Source organism: Saccharopolyspora gregorii, assembly GCF_024734405.1.
In the GTDB taxonomy this organism is placed as follows: Bacteria; Actinomycetota; Actinomycetes; order Mycobacteriales; family Pseudonocardiaceae; genus Saccharopolyspora_C; species Saccharopolyspora_C gregorii.
Genome location: NZ_CP059556.1, coordinates 139,939 through 159,204 on the forward strand (window position 1 = coordinate 139,939; position 19,266 = coordinate 159,204).

A 19,266-nucleotide genomic window follows, 5' to 3' on the forward strand; every position below is an offset into this window, starting at 1 on the left:
GGGGCCGGACCGCTCCCCGCGGTGGTCCGGCTCGTCAGCGGATCACCACGGTGCGTCGCTGATCGCGCCGGTGTCCGGGTTGCGCAGGATGTAGCCGCCCTGGAAGTCCACCTGGACGCCGCCGTCGACCTCGTGCGGGTCCGACGTGGGGTAGCCGAGGTAGCCGGAGTAGCGGTCCAGGTCGTACCAGTGCCGCAGCACGTCGCCCCGCAGCCAGTGCGCCCCGGATTCCGGGGACCAGTAGACGGCCCCGGTCTCCTGGCGGCCGGAGAACTCGTTGAAGCGGCCGATGTCGTCGTCGGCGACCTGCTCGTCGGTCGTCGGGTAGCCGAGCTCGCCGGTCTCCCAGCCCTGCGCGGCCCATGCTTCGCGGATCGCGCCCTGCACCGAGTGCGCGCCCGTCTCCTCCGACCAGTACACCGAGGCGCCGTCCCCGTTCGGGCCGACGAAGTGGTTGTAGCTGCCGGATCCGTCGACGGTGGCGGTGGTCGTCTTCGTCGGGTAGCCGAGGTAGCCGACCTCCCAGCCCTTCGCCTCCCAGAAGTCCCGGATCGGGCCCCACACGCCCTGCGCCCCGGTCGCGTCGGTCCAGTAGATCGAGGCGGGCCCGGTCGCGTCGCTGCCCGCGAACTGGTTGTAGCGGCCGACTCCGTCCGGCGCGACGCGCTCGTCGGCGTCGGCGGCGCCGAGCACGTCGTAGCCCCCGATGTCGTTGTACCGCGCGGCGATGTCGCCGTGGATCTCGGTGACGCCGGTGGCCTCGGTGTGGAACAACCAGCCGTACTGGAACCGCTGGTAGCTGGTCTCGCCGTCGGTGTGCTGCGAGTCGACCGGCTCGCCGAGCAGCTGCCGCAGGTCGGCGTCGTTCCAGTACCGCTCTTCGATCGGCGTGAAGGCCTGCTGCTGGACCTGTCCGGCCGGTTCCGGCGCGGCGGCCGCGGTGGCGGCGGGTCCGGCGAGGGCGAGCGGCACGGCGGCCGCGGCGAGCACGATTCCCCAGTTCCTGGTGTTCAAGGCACGTCCCCTTTTCGCTTGCACAGCAAGGAATTTCCGTACGACTTGAGCACGCGGGGCGGGGCCGGCCGGTTGCCCCGGGTTTCGACGTTCACCGGTTCGGCCGCATCGGCCGGATCCACGCCGGAGGCGTCGAGGCCGTGGGGCCCGAGCGTCCGGGCGAAAACGGGGGCCGCGGGCGAGATCGGGGCCGGCGACCGGAATCGGGGCGGGGCGGGAGTTCCGCGGAAGCGGGTGGAACGGGAAGAGGTGCGCCTGACGGACCCCACTCCGTCAGGCGCACCTCAGTTCGTGGCCCGTTTCCCGTTGTACCAGCCGGGATCCGGGCTCGCCCGTCAGCGCTTCGGGAAGTCGGCCACCCGTCCGCCGTCCCGGTGCCAATCCACGTACCCCAGCTCGAACTCGGTGCTGCGGCCCCACGGCACGTCGTGCTCGCCGCGCACCGGGTAACCGAGGTAGGAGCGTTCCCAGCCGAGCGCGGACCAGCGGGCGCGGATGCCGCCGTACACCTCGACGGCCCCGGTCTGCGGCGACCAGTAGATGGAGGCGGCACCGGTGTCGCCGCCGGCGAAGTGCGCGTACTTGCCGCGCCCGTCGGGGGCGGTGAGCTCGTCGGTGGTGGGGTAGCCGAGCAGCCCGTTGGGGCCGCTGAACTGGAGGTACTTGTCGATGATGGCGCCGCGCACCGAGTGCGCCCCGGTCTGCGGGCTCCACGCGATGCCCGCGGCGAACTCGCCGTCACCGTCGAACCGGGCGTACTTGCCGCGTCCGTCGGCGGCGGTGATCTCGTCGGTGGTCGGGTAGCCGAGCGGCCCTGCCTCCCAGCCGGATTCGGCCCACTTGTCCCGGATCGCGCCGAGCACCACGTGCGCCTCGTTGTCCCGGGTCAGGTAGATGGAGGCGCCGCCGGGGCGGGAGAAGTGGTTGTAGGCGCCGAGCTCGTCGGGGGTCGTGGTGGTGTCGGTGGTGGGGTGGCCGAGTGCGGCACCGCCGCCGTTCTCGGTCCACTTCTCCAGGATCGGGGCGCGCAGCAGGTGCGCGCCGGTGGCGCTGGTGAAGTAGATCGCCGAGGCGGTCTCCTTGCCGTCGAGGCTGACGAACTCGGTGTAGCGGGCGCCCGCGTCGTCGGTGAGCTCGTCGGTGGTGGGCACGCCGACGACGTCGTGCGCGCCGAGCGCGACGAACCGGTCGAGGATGCCGCCGAAGACGATGTGCACGCCGGTGTCGGGCGTCCAGTAGAAGCGGGCGTGCTCGTACTCGCGCCAGCGCAGCGAGTCGTGCTCGACCTCCTCGTCGCCGAGCGGGTTGCCGATGGCGTCCTTCACCGCGCGGGGCAGCGCCGAGTAGCGCGCTCCGATCTCGCCGTCACCGGGGCGGGTGGGTTCGTCGTGGACGGGCGCGGTGGCGGGGGTACCGCTGGTGCTGGGCGCGGGGCCGGTGGGCGGCGGGCCGGTCCGTTCGGTCGGGTCGCCGAGCAGCGGGAGTTCGATGGTGCGCTCGGCGCTGGTCTGCGTGGTGCTCGGGCCGCCGAGGAGCCCGCTGATCGGCTGCGCTTCCGCGTGGGCGGCACCGGGCAGCACGGTCAGGACGCACAGAGCCGCCGCGCTGACGGCGGCTCCGGCGAGTTCGGTGACGGTCACTCCTTGCCCCTTTCGAGTCGTCACCTTGTGATCGCCGGAAGGGGCGGTGGAGTTGCACTCTGTTACCGATTCGAGTCCGAGTTTCCTATCGCAACCGGTTTCGGACTTTTCCGGCTCGGCGCGCGGCCGAACCGGTACCACTCGGAGTGACCGACGGCAGGGGTGTAGGCGCAGCTCGCGGGGGTTCGGGGGCGGATCGGATCGGGTTCCGGACGCACAGGGTCAGCAATTTTCGCCGGCAACGTTCCGTGTTCGCCGCAGCGCCGGTGCCCCCGTCCGGCCGCGTGCCCTGCTCCGCCGGCTTGCCCCCGCGGCGGACCCCGAGACGCGAAGAACCCCCTCCGCGGAGGGGGTTCTTCGCGATGGCGGGAGGGTCAGCCCTGCGCGACCGGGGTCGCCTGCAGCACGCCCTTGAGCTGCTCGCCACCGGGCCAGTCGGTGGCGACCCGGTCGTCCTCGAGGGCCGAGGGCAGCGAGAACTCGACGCCGGTGGGCACCGCGGCGTGCGGCGCGGCGTCGGCGGCCTGGATCAGGTAGGAGTGCGCGGGCGAGGACGCGGTCAGGTTGACCGGCTCGGCGGCGCTGTTCTCGGGGACGACGTCGATGCCCGGGATCGGCGCGCCGTTCTCGTTGAAGACCAGGCCGCGCGGGCCGCCCTGCAGCTTGCAGTTGACGTCCGGGTTCGTGGCCGCGTAGTCGATGCGGAACGCCTCGTGGCCGGCGGCGCCGCCCTGCTCCTTGACGACCGTGACGTTGACGTCGGCGGCGGTGCAGGCGGTGTCGCTCGGGTTGGCGGTCGCGGCCCCGGCGGAGAGGACGGAGATCCCGGCGACCGCCCCGGTGACGGCGGCGGCAGCGGCGATGCGGCGGATGTTCGCGAACATGGTGTTTCCTCCTCAGCGGTTCTTCTGCTCCTGAAGACGTGCCGGGCGCGCCGAGGATGCTCCGGGATGACACTGCTCATGCCGGAGCAACCTCGGTCCCGCCCGAACGTCGTCCGGAGGCGGGCGGGAGGAATGCCCCGTTCGTCCGCTCGATCCCGGGCGAACGGGACGCAACGGCACCTGGTCCGCCCCCGGGCGCCGACGCACCCGAGGCCGGACGCCTTCCGCGAGCACGTGCTGCGCTCGCTGTGATCAGGCCGCTTCGCTGCGGCCGCCGAGGTGCGCGGCGAAGAACCGCTCGATGGCCCGGTGCAGCTCGATCTGGTTCTCCGGGTTGAGGAACCCGTGCCCCTCGTCCTCCTTGACGAGGTACTCGACCTCGACACCGCGTGCCCGCAGCGCGGCGACGATGTTGTCCGATTCGGCCTGCACCACCCGCGCGTCGTTGGCGCCCTGGGCGACCAGCAGCGGCGTGCGGATCCGGTCGACGCGGGTGATGGGGGAGCGGGCGAGCATGTCGACGCGCTGCTCGGGCACGTCCGGGTCGCCCGCGTACCGGTACCAGTTGCCGATCAGCCCGCGGCGGGCGAACGGCGGCAGCGTGCGGGTGAAGTTGACCAGGTCGGAGATGCCCACGTAGTCGACGGCGGCGGCGAACTTGTCGGGCGTGAAGGTGACGCCGACCAGCGCCGCGTACCCGCCGTAGGAGCCGCCGGAGATCGCGAGGCGCTCGGGGTCGGCGTAGCCCTGCTCGACGGCCCAGTCGGCGGCGTCGATGAGGTCGTCGTGCATGGCCCCGGCGAGCTCGCCGATGGCGGCTTCCAGGTGCCGCTTGCCGTACCCGGTGGAGCCGCGGAAGTTCACCTGCAGCACCGCGTACCCGCGGTTCGCCAGCAGCTGCACCTCGGGCGAGTAGCCCCACGAATCCCGGTACCACGGCCCGCCGTGCACCAGCAGCACCAGCGGCAGCCCGCGCGGTTCCACGCCGACCGGCAAGGTCAGGTACGAGGGCAGCGGGAGCCCGTCGCGGGCGGGGATCGTCACCGGCGCCATCGGCGCCAGCGATTCGGGGTCGAGGTGCGGGTACGACCGGAACAGCAGCCGGGATTCCCCGGTGGCGTGGTCGTAGAACCAGGTGGCGCCGGGGTCGCGGTCGTGGGTGAACGACACCACCCAGCGGCGTCCGGTGTCGTCCCGGGAGATCCCGGCCAGGTCACCGTCGGAGAGCGCGTCCAGCTTCGCCAGCACTTCGGCGAACTCGTCGTCCAGCGCCCGGATCTCCTGCCGCTCGCCGAGGTAGCGCACCCCGAGCAGCCGCCCGCTCGCCCGGTCCCGGATCAGCGGGGAGGACTGCTGCACGGCGATGCGCCGGTCCCCGTCGAGGTCCAGCTCCGGATGCGAGTCCACTTCGGACTCCTCGCCGGTGGTCAGGTCGAACCGGGCCAGCAGGGCGCGGTCCCCGTCGCGGTACGAGCCCAGCCACACCCCGGTGCCGTCCGCGTCGAGCTCGAACGGGTTGATGCCTATCGGGTGGCCGTCGCCGGTGAACGTCGTGATCGGGGTCAGCTCGCCGGTCGCGGGGTCGTGGCGGGACAGCTCCAGGGCGCCGTCCTCGGTGATGCTGCGGGCGTAGATCTCCGCACCGGGCAGCCAGTCCAGCACGGTGCCGGGGTTCTCGGCGAGCACGGTCGACTCGCCGCTGCTGATGTCGATCTCCACCAGGTCGAACCGGTCGAGCTCGCGGGCGTTGAGCTGCACCAGCACCTTGCCGGGCCGGCCCGGGCGCTGCTGCCCGATCGAGGTCCGGACCCCGGGCGGGTAGGGCGTCAGGTCGACCGCGGGCGCGTCCGGGTCGTCCAGGTCCACGCGGAACAGGTGCCAGTCCTCGTTGCCGCCCGCGTCCTGCACGTACAGCAGCCAGCGCGGGTCGTCGGTCCAGTGGTAGCCGGTGACGCTGCGCGTCTCGTCCGCGGTGACGCACCGCGCCTCGGAGTCGTCCTCGACCCCCCGCACCCACACGTTGAGCCGGTTCTTCCACGGCGCCAGGTAGGCGATCCGCGTGCCGTCCGGGGAGATCGAGGCGCCGGCGCGCTCGGGCGAGTCGAAGAACGCTTCCACCGGCAGGATGTCGGGCAGGGCCATGTCGGATCTCTCCTCTCCGACGGCCCGGTCGGCCGCCGTGACCACAGTCGACCCCGTGCCGTCGCGGCATGCTCAAGCCGATTTCCCGTGACCCGAGCCACTCGTGCCGCCGCGAGGGCGGATCTCCACCCGGATCGCGGCGTCGACGGAGCGCCCGGCCCCGGCCCGTCAGAGCGACCGCAGCCGGTCGCGCACCCGCTCCAGCAAGGGCAGGTCCCGATCCGCCTCGATCCGCCCGCTCCAGGCGAGGCGCCGGTCCAGCGCCGCTCCCGGTTCCCGCCGGGGCAGCGGTGGCCGGCAGTCCGGACCGCACGAGTGGTCGCGCCCCCAGCTCTCGATCAGCACCGCGACGCAGTCCGCGCACCCCGAGCGCGCCCGGCCGCCGGTGGCGCGGTCCACACCGACCCCGCAGAACGCGGATCCGCCCCTCGCGTCCCGGACGTGCACCCGCCCGTCCGCGTCGGTCCAGGTCCCGGCGGGCCGCAGCGGCCTCATCGGAACGCCGTTCCGGTGAGTCCGGTGGCGGGACCGGTGCTGGTCGGGGAGGGCACCGGTCCCGCCGGAACCCCACCCGGACCGCGGCCGGGGATCCGCGGTCGTCCTCGGGTGGGGTAGTCGCGGCGCGCACCGAGCACCCGGGTTCCGAGCGCGGAGCGGAACCGGCGGACGAGGTGCGGCGGCATTCGCGACATACCCCGACCGTCGGCGCCCGATCGCCGCGGGTTGACGGTTATGCGCCCCATGCGCATGGGACCGCATGGGATCCGGTCAGCGGGCGAGCGCCCGGGCGTGCGCGGTGCGGTACTCGCCGGTCCACGCCGCGTGCCGCTGGTCCTCCGGCAAGCCGTCGAGTCCGCTGCCCAAGTGGTCGGCGGCGACGTCGTGCAGGCCCATGTCCAGGGTCGCCATGCCGAGGTTGAGCCGGTGGAAGGTCGGGGTCAGCCAGTAGGCGGTGCCGGGGGCCGGCCGCTGCCCGGATTCCTCCAGCAGCTCGGCGGCGGTGTCCAGGAGCCGTCGTGCACCGTCCCGATCACCGAGGCGGCTCGCCCCGTGCGCGGCTTGAGCGGCGGCACCGATGCGCTGGTGGACGCTCGCACCGGGGGTGTGGTGCTCGGTGAGGAACCACCGCGCCACTCCGCGCCAGTTCTGCTGCTGGCGGGCGATGTAGCCGCGGAAGTTCGCCGCCTGCGCGGCGAGCACGCCGTCCCCGATCTCGTCGGCGGCCTGCTCGGCTTCGGACAGCCACCGCAGCGCTTCCCGGTCCTGCCGATCCTCGGCGTACAACCACCCGGCGAACTGCACCCACTCGGCGGCGACCGCGGCCAGCGCGGGCCGGTGCGGGCCGGAAGCCTGCCGCACCAGTCCGGTGACCAGCCGCGCGTGCGCGAGGGTGGGCGCGATGAGCGGTACCGGCCCGAGCACGTCGTCGAGCCTGCGCTGCGCGGCGAGCACTCCGGCGAGGGCGGTGACGGTGCCGCCGTCGAGGGTGTGCGGCCGGTCCAGCACCCGTTCGATCCGAGTCCGGTCCGCGTCGTCGAGCACGTCGTCGGCACCACCGGTGGCGAGCCTGCGCAGCGCTCCGGCGGCACCGACCGCGTCGTCGAGCGCGGCGACGGCGCGGACGTCGGGCCGCTGCCAGTCGTGCTCGTACCGGGAGATGTTGCCCTGGTCCACGTGCACGTGGCGCGCGAGCGCGCTCTGCGTCAGCCCCGCGGTGCGGCGGAGGCGCCGCAGCGCCTGCCCGAAGCTCTCGGCCATCGTTCGCCCCTTCCTCGCCGGGCGGCCCGGCGAGCGGCCCACCTTGCCAGCCGTGCGCCCGATCCTCGGCGGACTCGGCCGGGCGAGATCGACTCCGCAGCCGATCAGTCGACCCCGACCGGCCCCAGCAGATCCCAGCGGTTCCCCGCGATGTCCCGGAAGACCGCGACGCGGCCGTGGGGTTTGCCGCGCGGGGGAGCCGCATGAATTCGACTCCTTCCCGAGCGGATCGCCGATCAGCTTCGCGCACGGCACGACCGTTCCGCAACGGCCCCGGACAGCAGGAAACCCCCTGTGGGGAGGGGGTTTCCTTCGGCTCGGCCGGACCGTCGGCGCACTGGTGCCGAAGCCGTGGATCGGCGCGGACCACGGCACCGGCCCGGCCGGCGCGCGGGGCGGCCGATCAGCCGGCGGGCGTGGTCGTGCACTCCACCGTCGGCTCGGCCTCGGTGCCGGAGGCGACGCAGTCGACGCCCTCGCCGCCCTCGGGGATCGGGTAGCTGAACACGATCGGCCCGTCCGCCTCGTCACCGACGGAGAACTTCAGGACGGTCGGCTGCCACGATTCGCTGCCGTGCAGGGTCTTCGAGTAGTACGTGGTGCCGGGCTCGACGGTGGTGCCGAAGCCTTCACCGTCGTCGGTGAGCTCGCGGACGTGCAGCCGGTAGTCCCCGGCGGTGTACTTGCCCTCGCCCTCGTGTCCCGGTTCGGCGTGGTGCGAGTTCTGGACCTGGGAGGGGACCTGTTCCAGGTTCACGGCCGCGGCGATACCCCCGCCGACCACCAGCACCGCACCGGCCACGAGGCCGGAGACCACGACGTTCTTGGCATTGATCCGCATTACGGCTCCTCGCATTTCATCCGGCCCGAGCACCGTCGCGGCGGTGCCGGAATTCCGATCACCAAGCCTGGTGCGGCGCGCGATCGGCCACCTCGGCCGAGAGGCCGGTTCGAAACGCGGAAGACCAGCCGATCGGCCGGAGTCACTTCCCCCGGAGGCCTTTCCGAAAAGCGGGGAAACCCTTGCTAGCAGTGGTTTTCCGCTCGCCCGGAAGCGAATCCGGGGAAGCTCCCGCACTTCGATCGTCGGATTCGACCGGAGGAATGCCCGCGCGATCCCGCAACGCGCCGGTGGTCCTTTCAGGTGATCCATCCGGTAAACGGAGTAGTGGAGGCTCCGGCTGGCGAAGATCGGACCCTTCCTACATCGATCTGACGAGGAGCGGGTGTGCCGGACGGCTTCTACACGGATTCGCAAGGCCGGATTCGGCCGATCAACGGGAAGAAGGGCCGCGGTGGATTCGTCGCCGCCGCCGGTGCGACCGCACTCGCGGTCACCGCCGTCGCCGGTGGCGGTGGGGCTACCGGCGGGGTGAGCTCCGTGGCGGGTGAGCAGGTCGCGGTCCGCGTCAGCAACGCGAAGCAGGCGGCGCGCAACGGGCAGTCCGACAAGGTCTGGCAACGGATGCGGCTGCGGGTCCGCGAGCAGCGATCCCCGGATCATCAGCTGGACTGCATCGTGCATTCCTTCGGGCAGGTGCAGGAGTTCTTCGTCGGGCACCGGTGCCGCTCCCTGACGAGGACCGTGATTCCGCTCGCCGACGAACAGGGCGGCACCGCGGTCGTGTCGATCGCCTGGGTGCGGACCGGCAGCACACGGGATGCGCGCGCGCTGAACCGGCTGGACCGCCGGGACGGGACCGGGGACATCAGGGCGCTGGGCAGCAGCGTCCTCGCCGCGCGGGGAGTGTCCTTCACCGGCGAGCACTACGAGTCCACCGCGAAGGGCACGCTGTTCGTGCGAGCGGAGGCGGCACCGATGAGCGGGAACCTCCCGCCGGCGCTCCTGGACGGGATGGCCGAGGTGGCGGTGCTGCTCCCGCGGCCGTAGCCGGGACGGGAGTCGGTGCCGACGTGCTCGACGGTGCGGTCGGTGGCAGCGCGATCAGGTCGGCGGGGAGGCCCGATCGCCGGCACCCGACCCCGGACAGCAAGAAACCCCCTGCGACTAAGTAGGGGGTTTCCAGCTGTCTCGACCAGACGTGCGCCCGAAGGGATTCGAACCCCTAACCTTCTGATCCGTAGTCAGATGCTCTATCCGTTGAGCTACGGGCGCTTGTTCAGTTGTGGATCCCCGCCTGGGCGGGAACCCCTGCGGAGGCTCCGGGATTTGAACCCGGGAGGGGGCGTGACCCCCAACCGCATTAGCAGTGCGGCGCCATAGACCAGACTAGGCGAAGCCTCCCGGCAGTCCCTCTCGGCCACTGGGGAAAAGAGTACACGGCCCGTTCACGCCTTCGCGCAGGGGGGTCGGTCCGCGATCGATCAGTCGTTCGCACCCGCTGCGAGCTGGACGAACGGGTCGAGGGCCGCCGGATTGCGCAGGGCGTCGCGGCTGACGGCGCGTTCCGGGTCGCCGCCGGCGAGGATCTTCTTCACCGGAACCTCCAGCTTCTTGCCGTTGAGCGTCTGCGGGACCTCGTCCACGAGCAGGAACCGGTTCGGCACGTGCCGGGGGGACAGCTCGTCGCGCAGCCGCCGCTTCAGCTCGCCTTCGACGTCCGCCAGCCGGGCACCCTCGGCGAGCACCAGGAAGCACAGCAGCTCCCCTTCGCCGCCCGCGCCGGAGGTGTCGATGACGAGCGAGTCGGCGACCTCCTCGAAGGCCTCCACGACGCGGTAGAACTCGGCGGTGCCCATCCGGATGCCGCCGCGGTTGAGCGTGGAGTCGCTGCGGCCGTGGATGATCAGGCTGCCGCGGTCGGTGACCTCGATCCAGTCGCCGTGGCGCCACACGCCGGGGTAGGTGTCGAAGTAGGCCTCGCGCAGCCGCGACCTGTCGGGGTCGTTCCAGAAGAACACCGGCATCGTCGGCATCGGCTTGGTGAGCACCAGTTCGCCGACCTCGCCGCGCAGTTCCGCACCGTCCTCCGAGTACGACCGCACCGCGGCCCCGAGCAGCGCGCAGGAGATCTCGCCGAGCCACACCGGCACGTCCGGCGCCGCACCCACGATCGCGGTGCACAGGTCCGTCCCGCCGGAGACGCTGGCGATCTGCACGTCCGCGCCCACGTGCTCGGCGATCCAGCGGAACCCGTCGACGCTCAGCGGGGAACCGGTGGAGCCGACGGTGCGCAGCGCGCCCAGGTCGTGGTGCTCGGCGGGCCGCAGCTCCTTCTTCAGGCAGCTCTGCACGAACGGCGCCGAGGTGCCGAAGTAGGTGACCCGGTGCCGTTCCGCCAGGTCCCACAGCACGTCCAGCGACGGGTGCCCGGGGCTGCCGTCGAACAGCAGCAGCCGGGTGCCGGTGAGCAGGCCGCCGACGAGGAAGTTCCACATCATCCAGCCGGTGGTGGTGAACCACAGGAACGTGTCGCCGGGCCCGAGGTCGGCGTGCAGCCCGATCGCCTTGAGCTGCTCCAGCACCATGCCGCCGTGCCCGTGCACGATGCCCTTCGGCAGCCCGGTGGTGCCGGAGGAGTACAGCACCCACAGCGGGTGGTCGAACGGCACCGGGTCGAAGGCGAGCTCGGCGCCGCGGTGCCGGTCCAGCAGGGCGGCGAAGTCCTCGGTGCCGTCGAGCCCGCCGGCGCCGACGTAGTCGACCAGCACCACCGACGCGCCGGGCAGCAGCCCGCGCAGCTCGTCCACGGTGGCGCGGATGTCGTAGGTGCGGCCGCCGTACGCGTAGCCGTCCACCGCGACCAGCACGGTCGGCTCGATCTGCACGAACCGGTCCGCGACCGCCCGCACCCCGAAGTCCGGCGAGCACGACGACCAGGTCGCGCCCAGGCTCGCCGCCGCCAGGAACGCGATCAGCGTCTCCGGGCAGTTCGGCGCCAACGCCGCCACCCGGTCACCGCGGCGCACGCCCAGCTCGACGAACGCGGCGCGCATCGCCGCGACCCGCGCGCGCAGCTCGCCGAACGTGAGCTGCGAGCCTGCCCCGTCCTCCCGGGCGAACACGACCGCCACGTCCTCGTCGGACTTGCCGGGGCCGCCGCGCAGCGCGTGCTCGGCGTAGTTCAAGGTCGCGCCGGGGAACCACTTCGCGCCCGGCATCACCTCGGCGTCGAGCACCCGCTCGGCGCGCTCGTGGAAGGCCACGTCGAAGAAGTCCGCGATCGCGCCCCAGAAACCTTCGAGGTCCGACACCGACCAGTCCCACAGCGCCGGGTAGTCCGGCAGGTCGAGGCCGCGCTCGGTGCGCAGCCACTCGCGGAACTCGGCGAGGCGGGTGCCCGCCACCTGTTCCGCGGTGGGCCGCCACAGGACCTCGGGGTTTCGATCGGCGCCGGTGCTCGATGTCATGAGTGCTTCCTAACCCACGACCGGGCGTCGACGCCACAGCCGAACTGCTCGGTGCGCACCGCGAACAGGTTGTGCACATGCCTGTGGATGAGTTGTCCACAGGCTGTGCGCAACTCACCGCAGGTGGGTGTCCAGCCAGTTCCGCGCGCGCTGCCACGCCTCCGCGGCCGCGTCCAGGTCCGTGTCGAAGCGGTGCTCGCTGCGGGCGAAGTGCACCAGGTCCGTCGCCACCGGGGCGGTCGCCGCGGCCTCGCGGAGCTTGTCCACCTCGTCCGCCGGGATGCGCTCGTCCAGCTCGCTGTAGATGCCCAGCCACGGGCCCGCCAGCTCCCCGGCGATCTCCACCAGCGCGGGCAACCCGTCCGACAGCGGGCTCAGGATCCCGCCCCCGCCGACCGTCACCGCCGCGCCCAGGCTGCGGCTCGCCGCCACCACCAGCGCGGCCGAACCGCCGATGTCGAACCCGATGACGCCCTGCCGGTCGCCCGGCACGCCCTGGTCGGTCAGCCACACGAACGCCGCGTCCGAATCGGCCAGGATCGACTCGCCCGATAGTCGCTGCACGTGGTCCCGCACGTGCTCTTCGGCGTGGTCGTCGGAGAACTCGTCGGTGCCCTCGCGGTGGTACAGGTGCGGCGCCACGGTCAGCCAGCCTTCGTCGGCGAGGCTGCCCACCAGGGAACGCACCCGGTCGGTGACGCCGCGCGCCTCGTGCAGCACCACCAGTCCGCCGCGCACGACGTTCTCCGGCTCGGCGACGGTCATCCGGAGCTCGGTGCCGTCCGTGAGCGCGAGCGTCTCGGTCCGGGTTTCGGTCATGCCGTTCAGGTAATCAGGGATGGGTGAACAGCAGTCAACGTGATCATCCGGATGGCGGAGCCCGGTTGACACACCGTCGCCGTCGCCGCGTTCCCGCCGCCGCGCCGCCCGCTGATCTCCGCGCCCTCCCGGGCCGCGACGGGTGAGTGCGCCGCCACGTGCGGCAACGGGCCGGCAGAGCTCCACCGCGGGCCGCGCGGAACGGCACCACCGCGAGCTCGGACGTCCGCCGGCCCGCGTCGGGGGTGTGTTCGGTGTTACACCCGATCGGCGCCAACCGGTCGCCGGGCGGGGTGGAGCCCCGCGGCGCCCGCCCTTCCCGCGGTGCCGTACGGGAGCTCCCGCTCGGCCGCACGGATTCTGGGCCTCCCCGTCCAGCTCAGCGCCGCGTCACCGGTTCTACAGTGGTCGGGCGGTGCTCCCGGCGGCGAAGCGGGGGACGCCGCCCGAGCAGAGGGAGCCCCGCATGACCGTCCGCATCCGCCCCGACCTCGACCAGCTGCCCGCCTACGTCGCCGGCCGCACCGTCGCCGGATCGCTCAAGCTCGCCAGCAACGAGGTCTCCGCGGGTCCGCTGCCCGGCGTCGCCGAGGCCGTCGCCCGCGCCGCCGCCGACGCGCACCGCTACCCCGACATCGGCGCCGCCCGCCTCACCGAAGCGCTCGCCGCCCACCTCGACGTCGATCCGGGCCGCATCGCCGTCGGCTGCGGCTCCGTCGCCCTGTGCGAGCAGCTCATCCAGATCACCTGCACCGCCGAGGACACCGTCGTCTACCCCTGGCGGTCCTTCGAGGCCTACCCGATCCTCAGCCGCATCGTCGGCGCCACCGAGGTGCAGGTGCCGCTGACCGCCGAGCACGCCGTCGACCTCGACGCGATGGCCGCCGCGATCACCCCGCGGACCCGGCTGGTGTTCGTCTGCTCCCCGAACAACCCGACCGGACCGGCGCTGCGCCGCGCCGAACTGGAGCGGTTCCTCGACTCGGTGCCCTCCGACGTGCTCGTTGTCTTCGACGAGGCGTACCGCGAGTTCGTCACCGACCCCGACGTGCCGGACGGCGTCGAACTCACCGCCCGCTACGACAACGTGCTCGCGCTGCGCACCTTCTCCAAGGCCTACGGGCTCGCCGGGCTCCGCGTCGGCTACGCCATCGGGCCGGCGCACGTCGCCGAAGCGCTGCGCAAGGTGTGCATCCCGTTCAGCATCAACGCCCTCGGCCAGGCCGCCGCGATCGCCTCGCTGGCCGCGCAGGACGAGATGCGGGCCCGCTGCGCCGCGATCACCGCCGAACGGGTGCGGGTGCGCGACGAGCTGATCGCCCTCGGCCACGCCGTCCCCGAGACGCAGGCGAACTTCGTCTGGCTGCCGCTGGGCGACCGGGCCGGCGAGTTCAACGAGCACTGCCTCGCCGAACGCGTCGTGGTGCGCGCCTTCGCCGGCTCCGGCGTGCGGATCACCATCGGCGACGCCGCGGAGAACGACCTGCTGCTCGGCGCCGCGAAGTCCTTCCCGCTGCACGGCTGACGAAGCTCGATCCACCGGCCCCCGCGTTGCTACCGTGCCCGGACAGCGCGCAGATCGGGGGCCGGTGATGGCGGCGGAACACGTTCCGGGCGGAGTGCGGGCGAGCTGGCTCGTGGTGGACGCCGAGACGGCGGAAGTCCTGCGGCGGCACGAAGAACGACACCGCTTCCGCTCCGCGTCGCTGGTGAAACCGCTCATCGCGCTCGACCACCTGCGGCGCGGCGGCGAACCGTCCGCGGCCGACCGCGCGCTGCTGGAACCGATGCTGCGCTCCAGCGACGACGACGCGGCGAGCGAGCTGTGGGACCGCGGCGGCCGGGAGCGGATCGTGCACCGGACCGTCGCCGAGATCGGCCTCACCGGGACCGAGCCGCCGCGCGATCCGGACATGTGGGGCTACGTGGTGCTCACCGCCGCCGACGTCGTGCTGTCGCTCCGGCACCTGCGGACCGCGGGAGCGGCGGGCGAGTTCGTGCTGGAGCAGCTGCGGCACTTCACCCGGCACGGCACCGACGGCTTCGACCAGAGCTTCGGGCTCCCCGCGTCGGGAGCCGACGTGGACGCGCTCAAGCAGGGCTGGTCCGGGTTCGGCCTCGGTCCGAACGAGGAGCCCGCCGAACCGGCGGCCGAGCGCCGCGCCACCCCGGACGAGCGGATCGACCTGGAACGCCCGGCGATGCACACCAGCGGCCTGGTGCGCCGCGGGGATCGGCTGCTCGTCGTCGCGGTGTGCACGCTGCACCCGGCCGGAACCGGTTGGGACACCGCGGCGGGAACGATCACCGAGCTGGTCCGCTCGATCCTCGACTGACCGCTCCGCCCGTCGCACCAGGGGATCGACCGGTCCGCGAGGGCGGTGATGCCCGGCGGAGAGAGGGGGAGTACTCCGCCGGACATCCCGCGAGGTGTGACCGCCGGTCGGACCGGAACGGCCGCGGCGACCGCGCAGCCGAACCACACCGAGAGCGAATCTAGCCGCGCAGCCGGGAAAAACGCCGGGCGCAACAACCAAGATCGCACTTTCGAGTGGAAGATCCCGCCGGTTCAGCGCGCGGCCGGCCCGATCTCGTCCTGGGCGGGCGCGGCGGCCACGGCGCGGGGTTCGGCGCGGTCCTCGGCGGACTTCGCGGCGACCTCCTCCTCGCTGACCCGCTCGCCGCCGCGGCGGCGGAAGAACTGGAAGCCGGGGATGCCGACGATGGCCCGGCGCACGTCGTGGGTGACTTCGAGCAGCTCGTGGATCTCGGGGCCCACCTTGTCCAAGGTGCGCAGGATCGGCAGCACGTCGGAGAGCACGTGCTCGGTGAGCACCGGGAGTTCGTCGACCAGGCGGATCGCCGCGTCGACCTCCTTCTGCGAGAGCTCGTCGACGAACAGCTGCGCCATCGGGGCCGCTTTGCGCGCGACCGGCTCGTAGGCGGCGAGGAGTTCGTCGGCGACCGCCGCGGTCCGCTGCACGTCGCTGACGGTGCTCGCGGCGGTGGCGCTGACGGCGCCCGCGGACTCGACGATCGTCTGCGCCTCGGCGGAGATGGCGCCGGCCGCTTCGACGGTCCGTCCCGCCGCGGCGGCCACGACCTTGGCCTCGCGCAGGACCTCTTCGACTTCGTCGACGGTGCGGCTGGTGCGGGCGAGGATCTCCTCGGCCCCGTCGACGACGGTGTTCACCCTGGCCAACAGGGCCTCGACGCCGTCCACCAAGCCCAGCACCCGAGCGGGAGCGGCGGCGACGGTGGTCGCGGACTCCACCGCCCGACCGACCGTGGAGCGGGCCATTCCGAGTACGTCGCCGGGAGTGGGGATGCGGATCAACATGTCACCACTGTGCACGTGCCCGCACCTCGTCGACCACGGTGCGGGTCGGAACGAGGTGCGGGCACGGTGCGAATCGGGACGAAACCGGTCAGCCGGTCACGGCGGCGTGGCCGGCCACCGCCACCGGGCTCGGCGCGGCGGGCAGCTCGGCCGGCGAGACCTGCTCGGGAGCGCTCGGCGCGGGCGCCGGAGCGGGAGCGGGAGCGGGAGCCGGGCCGGGGCCGGGCTCGCCCGGGCCGGGGCCACCGGGGCCGCCACCGCAGTCGTCGTCGCAGCCGCCGCCGCAGGCGTCGTCGTCGCAGCCGCCGCCGTGGCCGGGCTTCTCCGGCTTCTCGTGCCCAGGCTTCTCGGGCTTCTCGTGGTCCGGCTTGTGCGACGGGTGGTCCCCGACCGGCGCGTTGGTGCAGTCACCGCTCTGCGGCGACAGGATGTTGACCACCGCACCGACGACCGCCACGTTGTTGCCGCACAGCTGGATCGGAACGAGGCTCACGTCGTTGTCGTTGCCGACGTTGATCCCGTCGTTGTCCGCGCTGTCGGCGAACGCCGGAGCGCCTGCGAGCAACAAACCAGCGGTCGCCGTGATGACACCGGCGAAGCGTGCTTTTTTGTGCACTGTCGCACTTCCTTCGTTTCGATTTCCGGGATTTCTGTGGTGGCCGGCTTTTCCCGTGGTCCGGTTCCGGCCGGCCGGTCGCGCCAGGACCTCGTTCGCCCTGCCGCCTTCCCGCCGCGTTCCGCTCCGCTGTTCGCGAGTGCTCTAGTGCAGCAGCACGAGTGTTCCCAGCGGGAGTGTGCTCAGCAGCCGTAATGCGTCCGGTGGCACTCGCACACACCCGTCGCTGGCTGCCTCGCCGAACACGGCCGGATCCGGCCAGCCGTGCAGTGCGACCGTTCCCGGTCCGCCTCCGTAGCTGTTGAACGTTTCGGAATGCGTACCGAGCGGAAGGATGATGGGGCTGAACTTGGTGACCGTTTCCTCGATCGCGGCCATCAGGTAGGTCCGGCCGCGCGGGGTGGGGGAGTCGGAGGAACCGACGCCGACGGTCCAGCTGCCGACGTTCCGGTCGCCCTCCCACACCACGAGCCGACGCGCGTCGACGTCCACGTCGACGTGGTACGGCGTGCGGGCCTGCGTGATCGGGGCGCCGTCGATGCGGATCCAGCCGGTGCTGCTGTTCGGCCGGGACGGCAGCAGGACCTGCCCCCAGCCGCCCTGCCGGGCGATCAGCGGCACCCAGGTCGGGTTGCCGAGCTGGGTGGCGGGCAGCCGCGCGAACGGGGCTCCGCCGGGGGCGTCGTGCACGGCCACGTCGTGCTCGACCCGCAGCACGACCCCGTCGGTCCCGACCTGCGGCGCGGGGTCGGCGGCGGCGCCGTCGAGGTCGCCGAAGGTGCTGGCCTCGGGGAGCCCGGTGAGGTCGACCCGGGCGGCCTGTCCGGTCGGTGCGGGGGCGGCGTGATCCGCGGCCGGAGCAGGTGGCAGCGCACCGCCCCCGCAACCGGTGAGCAACGCCGCGAGGCCACCGGCGAGCAGCGAGGATCGCGCGCGGCCGAGCGCCCGGCGGCGTGCCGGGGCGCTCGGGGCGGATCGCGTTCGCGCAGTCATGGCTCGTCCTCGGTTCCTGGCCCGGCGATGCCGGGTGCGGCGATGCGGTGGGCGAATGCCGAAAGGCATTCGGGAGGTTCTTGCCGATCGGGGGAGGCGCCGGATCGCCGGTACCGCCGATCAGGTGCCGGGCGGACGCTAACCCACCGCGTGGATCGCTCCAAACGGAAAGGTACGCGCGTGCGTGGCGGTGCCGTCCTGCGGAATTCGTTGCTGAGCAGCGAAAACCGGCGTTTCCGGTGGATCTGTCGGAAACGCCGAGAATCGGTTGCCCCACCATCGGGTAGATAAGTTCACTACTTCGAGTGACCCGTTTCGAGGGATTCGCGTGGTGCCGAACTGCCGCCGGACGAGCTCGAACGGCGAGTACCCGGTCCGGCTCGTGATCAGCGTGCTCCCGTATCCGCCGGACCGCCACCGCACGAGGGCGCGCGGTTCGAATGCCGAGCTGCCACCGGCCGCGGGATCGCGGTGCGGTGGCGACCACGATCTTCCGCCGGGCCGCCGGGCGCGGTGCGGGCGCGAGTCGGTTCTGCCGGGCCCGTACCGCTGTCTCCTCCGGCGCGGAATCGTGGCCGTGGAACGCAACGATCCCCGTCCGGAAGACGGGGATCGTTGCTGTGCGGCGGGAGGAACGGGGTCAGTCCACCCAGGGGCCGTGCTGGACCTCGACCTGGCTCGGGCCTTCGGGGTCCGACTCGTGGACCGGCTTGCAGTAGATGGCGTAGTAGTCGTCGGGGGTGTTGGGGTCGTTCTGCATCTGCTTGACCTTGTCCAGGCAGGCGTCCCCGGTGGGATAGACCGTCGGAAGGGTCTCCAGCTGCTCGGGTCCCGCGGATGCCGCGCCGGTTCCCAGCAGGGAAACGCCTGCACCGGCCACGCAGAGAGCCGCTGTCGCCAGAGCCTTGCCGAATCGCATGTGAACTCCTCTTCGAGGTAAGGGTGGGGAGCGAACGCGTCGCTGGAACCGACGCTATTCGCGGGAGAGCGCGCCGGGACCCGATCAGCCGCGCCGTCCGGGTAACCCCTCGGCGGCCACCCGAGGCGCCACCGCGGGTGACGGGGAGCACGAGCCGCGCCGAGGCCCGGAGTGCCGCGCACGGGACGGATCCCGGAACGCTGAAAACCTGCCCAGGTGCGGCAGCGGAGCATTCGAGATCACCGGTCCGCCTCGGACGCGCTCGCATTCGCACCGTCCCGCTCCACGGCCGGAGGTGCCGATTCCGCGGTCCGGCCGGGGAATCGCGAGATCAGCGTTGCCGCGACCGCGGCGGCCACCGCGGCACCGGCGGAATTGTTGAGGAAGTCCTGCGTCTCGCACACCCCTCGGTTCGTGGCCATTTGCAGCAACTCGATCGCCGCGCTGAGCCCGATCGCCGAAACGAGCACCACCAGCGGCTTGCGCGTGGCGAGGACGGCGAAGAACACCAGCGGCACGAACAGCAGCACGTTCGACAACTCGTTGGCGCCGGTCATCGAGAATCCGTTCAGCTGGCAGAACGGTTCCTCGACCACCCGCACTCCGGGCATCGACGCGTAGTCCGGCCGGGTGCGGGAGAGGGTCGCGCCCAGCACCACGCCGAGGCTGGCCCCGGCGAGCACCGACGGCACCGGACGCCATCCCCACCGGCGCGCCGCCACCAGTCCCGCGGTGCTCAGCAACGCGAGCCCGACCAGCGTTCCGACGAGGATGAGCAGGTTCGACAACGCGCCCACGACGGACCAGAAAACCGAATTCACTCCGTACAG

Annotated in this window: 17 protein-coding genes and 2 tRNA genes; 3 read left to right on the forward strand and 16 right to left on the reverse strand. The window is 72.5% G+C overall.

Annotated elements, in window-relative coordinates:
- Window positions 1-42 precede the first annotated feature (42 nt).
- The 7 genes from H1226_RS00635 to H1226_RS00665 form a co-directional block, all read right to left on the reverse strand.
- The gene (locus tag H1226_RS00635; RefSeq protein WP_258344913.1) at window positions 43-1,014 is read right to left on the reverse strand and encodes an LGFP repeat-containing protein; all 972 of its coding nucleotides are present in this window, start codon (window positions 1,012-1,014) and stop codon (window positions 43-45) included.
- 335 nt (window positions 1,015-1,349) lie between these two features.
- Window positions 1,350-2,654 (reverse strand): hypothetical protein, encoded by a 1,305-nt coding sequence (locus tag H1226_RS00640; protein WP_258344914.1) that lies wholly within the window; start codon window positions 2,652-2,654, stop codon window positions 1,350-1,352.
- 374 nt (window positions 2,655-3,028) lie between these two features.
- A complete protein-coding gene (locus H1226_RS00645; RefSeq protein ID WP_258344915.1) occupies window positions 3,029-3,538 on the reverse strand; it encodes a DUF4232 domain-containing protein in 510 nt (169 codons plus the stop codon).
- 252 nt (window positions 3,539-3,790) lie between these two features.
- The gene (locus H1226_RS00650; RefSeq protein ID WP_258344917.1) at window positions 3,791-5,680 is read right to left on the reverse strand and encodes an alpha/beta hydrolase family protein; all 1,890 of its coding nucleotides are present in this window, start codon (window positions 5,678-5,680) and stop codon (window positions 3,791-3,793) included.
- A gap of 168 nt (window positions 5,681-5,848) precedes the next feature.
- Window positions 5,849-6,175: a hypothetical protein gene (locus tag H1226_RS00655; RefSeq protein ID WP_258344919.1), complete on the reverse strand. Its 327-nt coding sequence runs from the start codon at window positions 6,173-6,175 to the stop codon at window positions 5,849-5,851.
- Window positions 6,176-6,448: 273 nt separating this feature from the next.
- On the reverse strand, window positions 6,449-7,438 hold the full coding sequence (locus H1226_RS00660) for a helix-turn-helix domain-containing protein (protein WP_258344921.1): 990 nt from the start codon (window positions 7,436-7,438) through the stop codon (window positions 6,449-6,451).
- 403 nt (window positions 7,439-7,841) lie between these two features.
- Entirely contained in the window at window positions 7,842-8,279 is a 438-nt protein-coding gene (locus tag H1226_RS00665; protein WP_258344922.1) for a hypothetical protein, read from the reverse strand.
- A gap of 387 nt (window positions 8,280-8,666) precedes the next feature.
- On the opposite strand from H1226_RS00665, the gene H1226_RS00670 reads away from it, so the two are divergent.
- Window positions 8,667-9,329: a hypothetical protein gene (locus tag H1226_RS00670; protein WP_258344925.1), complete on the forward strand. Its 663-nt coding sequence runs from the start codon at window positions 8,667-8,669 to the stop codon at window positions 9,327-9,329.
- A gap of 152 nt (window positions 9,330-9,481) precedes the next feature.
- Here H1226_RS00670 and H1226_RS00675 read toward each other — a convergent pair.
- The 4 genes from H1226_RS00675 to H1226_RS00690 all read right to left on the reverse strand — a co-directional run bounded on the left by H1226_RS00675 (window position 9,482) and on the right by H1226_RS00690 (window position 12,568).
- Window positions 9,482-9,554: transfer RNA gene (locus tag H1226_RS00675), tRNA-Arg, on the reverse strand.
- A gap of 39 nt (window positions 9,555-9,593) precedes the next feature.
- Window positions 9,594-9,683: transfer RNA gene (locus tag H1226_RS00680), tRNA-Ser, on the reverse strand.
- 80 nt (window positions 9,684-9,763) lie between these two features.
- The gene (locus tag H1226_RS00685) at window positions 9,764-11,749 is read right to left on the reverse strand and encodes an acetoacetate--CoA ligase (protein WP_258344930.1); all 1,986 of its coding nucleotides are present in this window, start codon (window positions 11,747-11,749) and stop codon (window positions 9,764-9,766) included.
- 114 nt (window positions 11,750-11,863) lie between these two features.
- Window positions 11,864-12,568: a dienelactone hydrolase family protein gene (locus H1226_RS00690; protein ID WP_224957173.1), complete on the reverse strand. Its 705-nt coding sequence runs from the start codon at window positions 12,566-12,568 to the stop codon at window positions 11,864-11,866.
- Window positions 12,569-13,034: 466 nt separating this feature from the next.
- Between H1226_RS00690 and hisC the strand changes: the two genes are divergently transcribed.
- Window positions 13,035-14,093 (forward strand): histidinol-phosphate transaminase, encoded by a 1,059-nt coding sequence (gene hisC, locus H1226_RS00695; protein ID WP_258344931.1) that lies wholly within the window; start codon window positions 13,035-13,037, stop codon window positions 14,091-14,093.
- Window positions 14,094-14,160: 67 nt separating this feature from the next.
- Complete coding sequence (locus tag H1226_RS00700; RefSeq protein ID WP_258344932.1) at window positions 14,161-14,904, forward strand: hypothetical protein; 744 nt, start codon at window positions 14,161-14,163, stop codon at window positions 14,902-14,904.
- A 233-nt stretch (window positions 14,905-15,137) separates the two neighbouring features.
- Here the strand turns inward: H1226_RS00700 and H1226_RS00705 are convergent, their stop codons facing one another.
- The 5 genes from H1226_RS00705 to H1226_RS00725 form a co-directional block, all read right to left on the reverse strand.
- Complete coding sequence (locus H1226_RS00705; protein WP_224957170.1) at window positions 15,138-15,908, reverse strand: hypothetical protein; 771 nt, start codon at window positions 15,906-15,908, stop codon at window positions 15,138-15,140.
- Window positions 15,909-15,996: 88 nt separating this feature from the next.
- Window positions 15,997-16,473: a hypothetical protein gene (locus tag H1226_RS00710; RefSeq protein WP_258344933.1), complete on the reverse strand. Its 477-nt coding sequence runs from the start codon at window positions 16,471-16,473 to the stop codon at window positions 15,997-15,999.
- A gap of 195 nt (window positions 16,474-16,668) precedes the next feature.
- Complete coding sequence (locus H1226_RS00715; protein WP_258344942.1) at window positions 16,669-17,517, reverse strand: L,D-transpeptidase; 849 nt, start codon at window positions 17,515-17,517, stop codon at window positions 16,669-16,671.
- 640 nt (window positions 17,518-18,157) lie between these two features.
- On the reverse strand, window positions 18,158-18,436 hold the full coding sequence (locus H1226_RS00720) for a hypothetical protein (RefSeq protein WP_258344944.1): 279 nt from the start codon (window positions 18,434-18,436) through the stop codon (window positions 18,158-18,160).
- 239 nt (window positions 18,437-18,675) lie between these two features.
- Complete coding sequence (locus tag H1226_RS00725; RefSeq protein ID WP_258344945.1) at window positions 18,676-19,233, reverse strand: VanZ family protein; 558 nt, start codon at window positions 19,231-19,233, stop codon at window positions 18,676-18,678.
- Window positions 19,234-19,266 lie beyond the last annotated feature (33 nt).

Bases quoted from the DNA above. Each gene is read 5' to 3' on its own strand.
- H1226_RS00645 (WP_258344915.1), bottom strand. From the start codon at position 3,538: ATGTTCGCGAACATCCGCCGCATCGCCGCTGCCGCCGCCGTCACCGGG.
- H1226_RS00650 (WP_258344917.1), bottom strand. From the start codon at position 5,680: ATGGCCCTGCCCGACATCCTGCCGGTGGAAGCGTTCTTCGACTCGCCC.
- H1226_RS00655 (WP_258344919.1), bottom strand. From the start codon at position 6,175: ATGAGGCCGCTGCGGCCCGCCGGGACCTGGACCGACGCGGACGGGCGG.
- H1226_RS00660 (WP_258344921.1), bottom strand. From the start codon at position 7,438: ATGGCCGAGAGCTTCGGGCAGGCGCTGCGGCGCCTCCGCCGCACCGCG.
- H1226_RS00665 (WP_258344922.1), bottom strand. From the start codon at position 8,279: ATGCGGATCAATGCCAAGAACGTCGTGGTCTCCGGCCTCGTGGCCGGT.
- H1226_RS00685 (WP_258344930.1), bottom strand. From the start codon at position 11,749: ATGACATCGAGCACCGGCGCCGATCGAAACCCCGAGGTCCTGTGGCGG.
- H1226_RS00690 (WP_224957173.1), bottom strand. From the start codon at position 12,568: ATGACCGAAACCCGGACCGAGACGCTCGCGCTCACGGACGGCACCGAG.
- hisC (WP_258344931.1), top strand. From the start codon at position 13,035: ATGACCGTCCGCATCCGCCCCGACCTCGACCAGCTGCCCGCCTACGTC.
- H1226_RS00700 (WP_258344932.1), top strand. From the start codon at position 14,161: ATGGCGGCGGAACACGTTCCGGGCGGAGTGCGGGCGAGCTGGCTCGTG.
- H1226_RS00705 (WP_224957170.1), bottom strand. From the start codon at position 15,908: ATGTTGATCCGCATCCCCACTCCCGGCGACGTACTCGGAATGGCCCGC.
- H1226_RS00715 (WP_258344942.1), bottom strand. From the start codon at position 17,517: ATGACTGCGCGAACGCGATCCGCCCCGAGCGCCCCGGCACGCCGCCGG.
- H1226_RS00720 (WP_258344944.1), bottom strand. From the start codon at position 18,436: ATGCGATTCGGCAAGGCTCTGGCGACAGCGGCTCTCTGCGTGGCCGGT.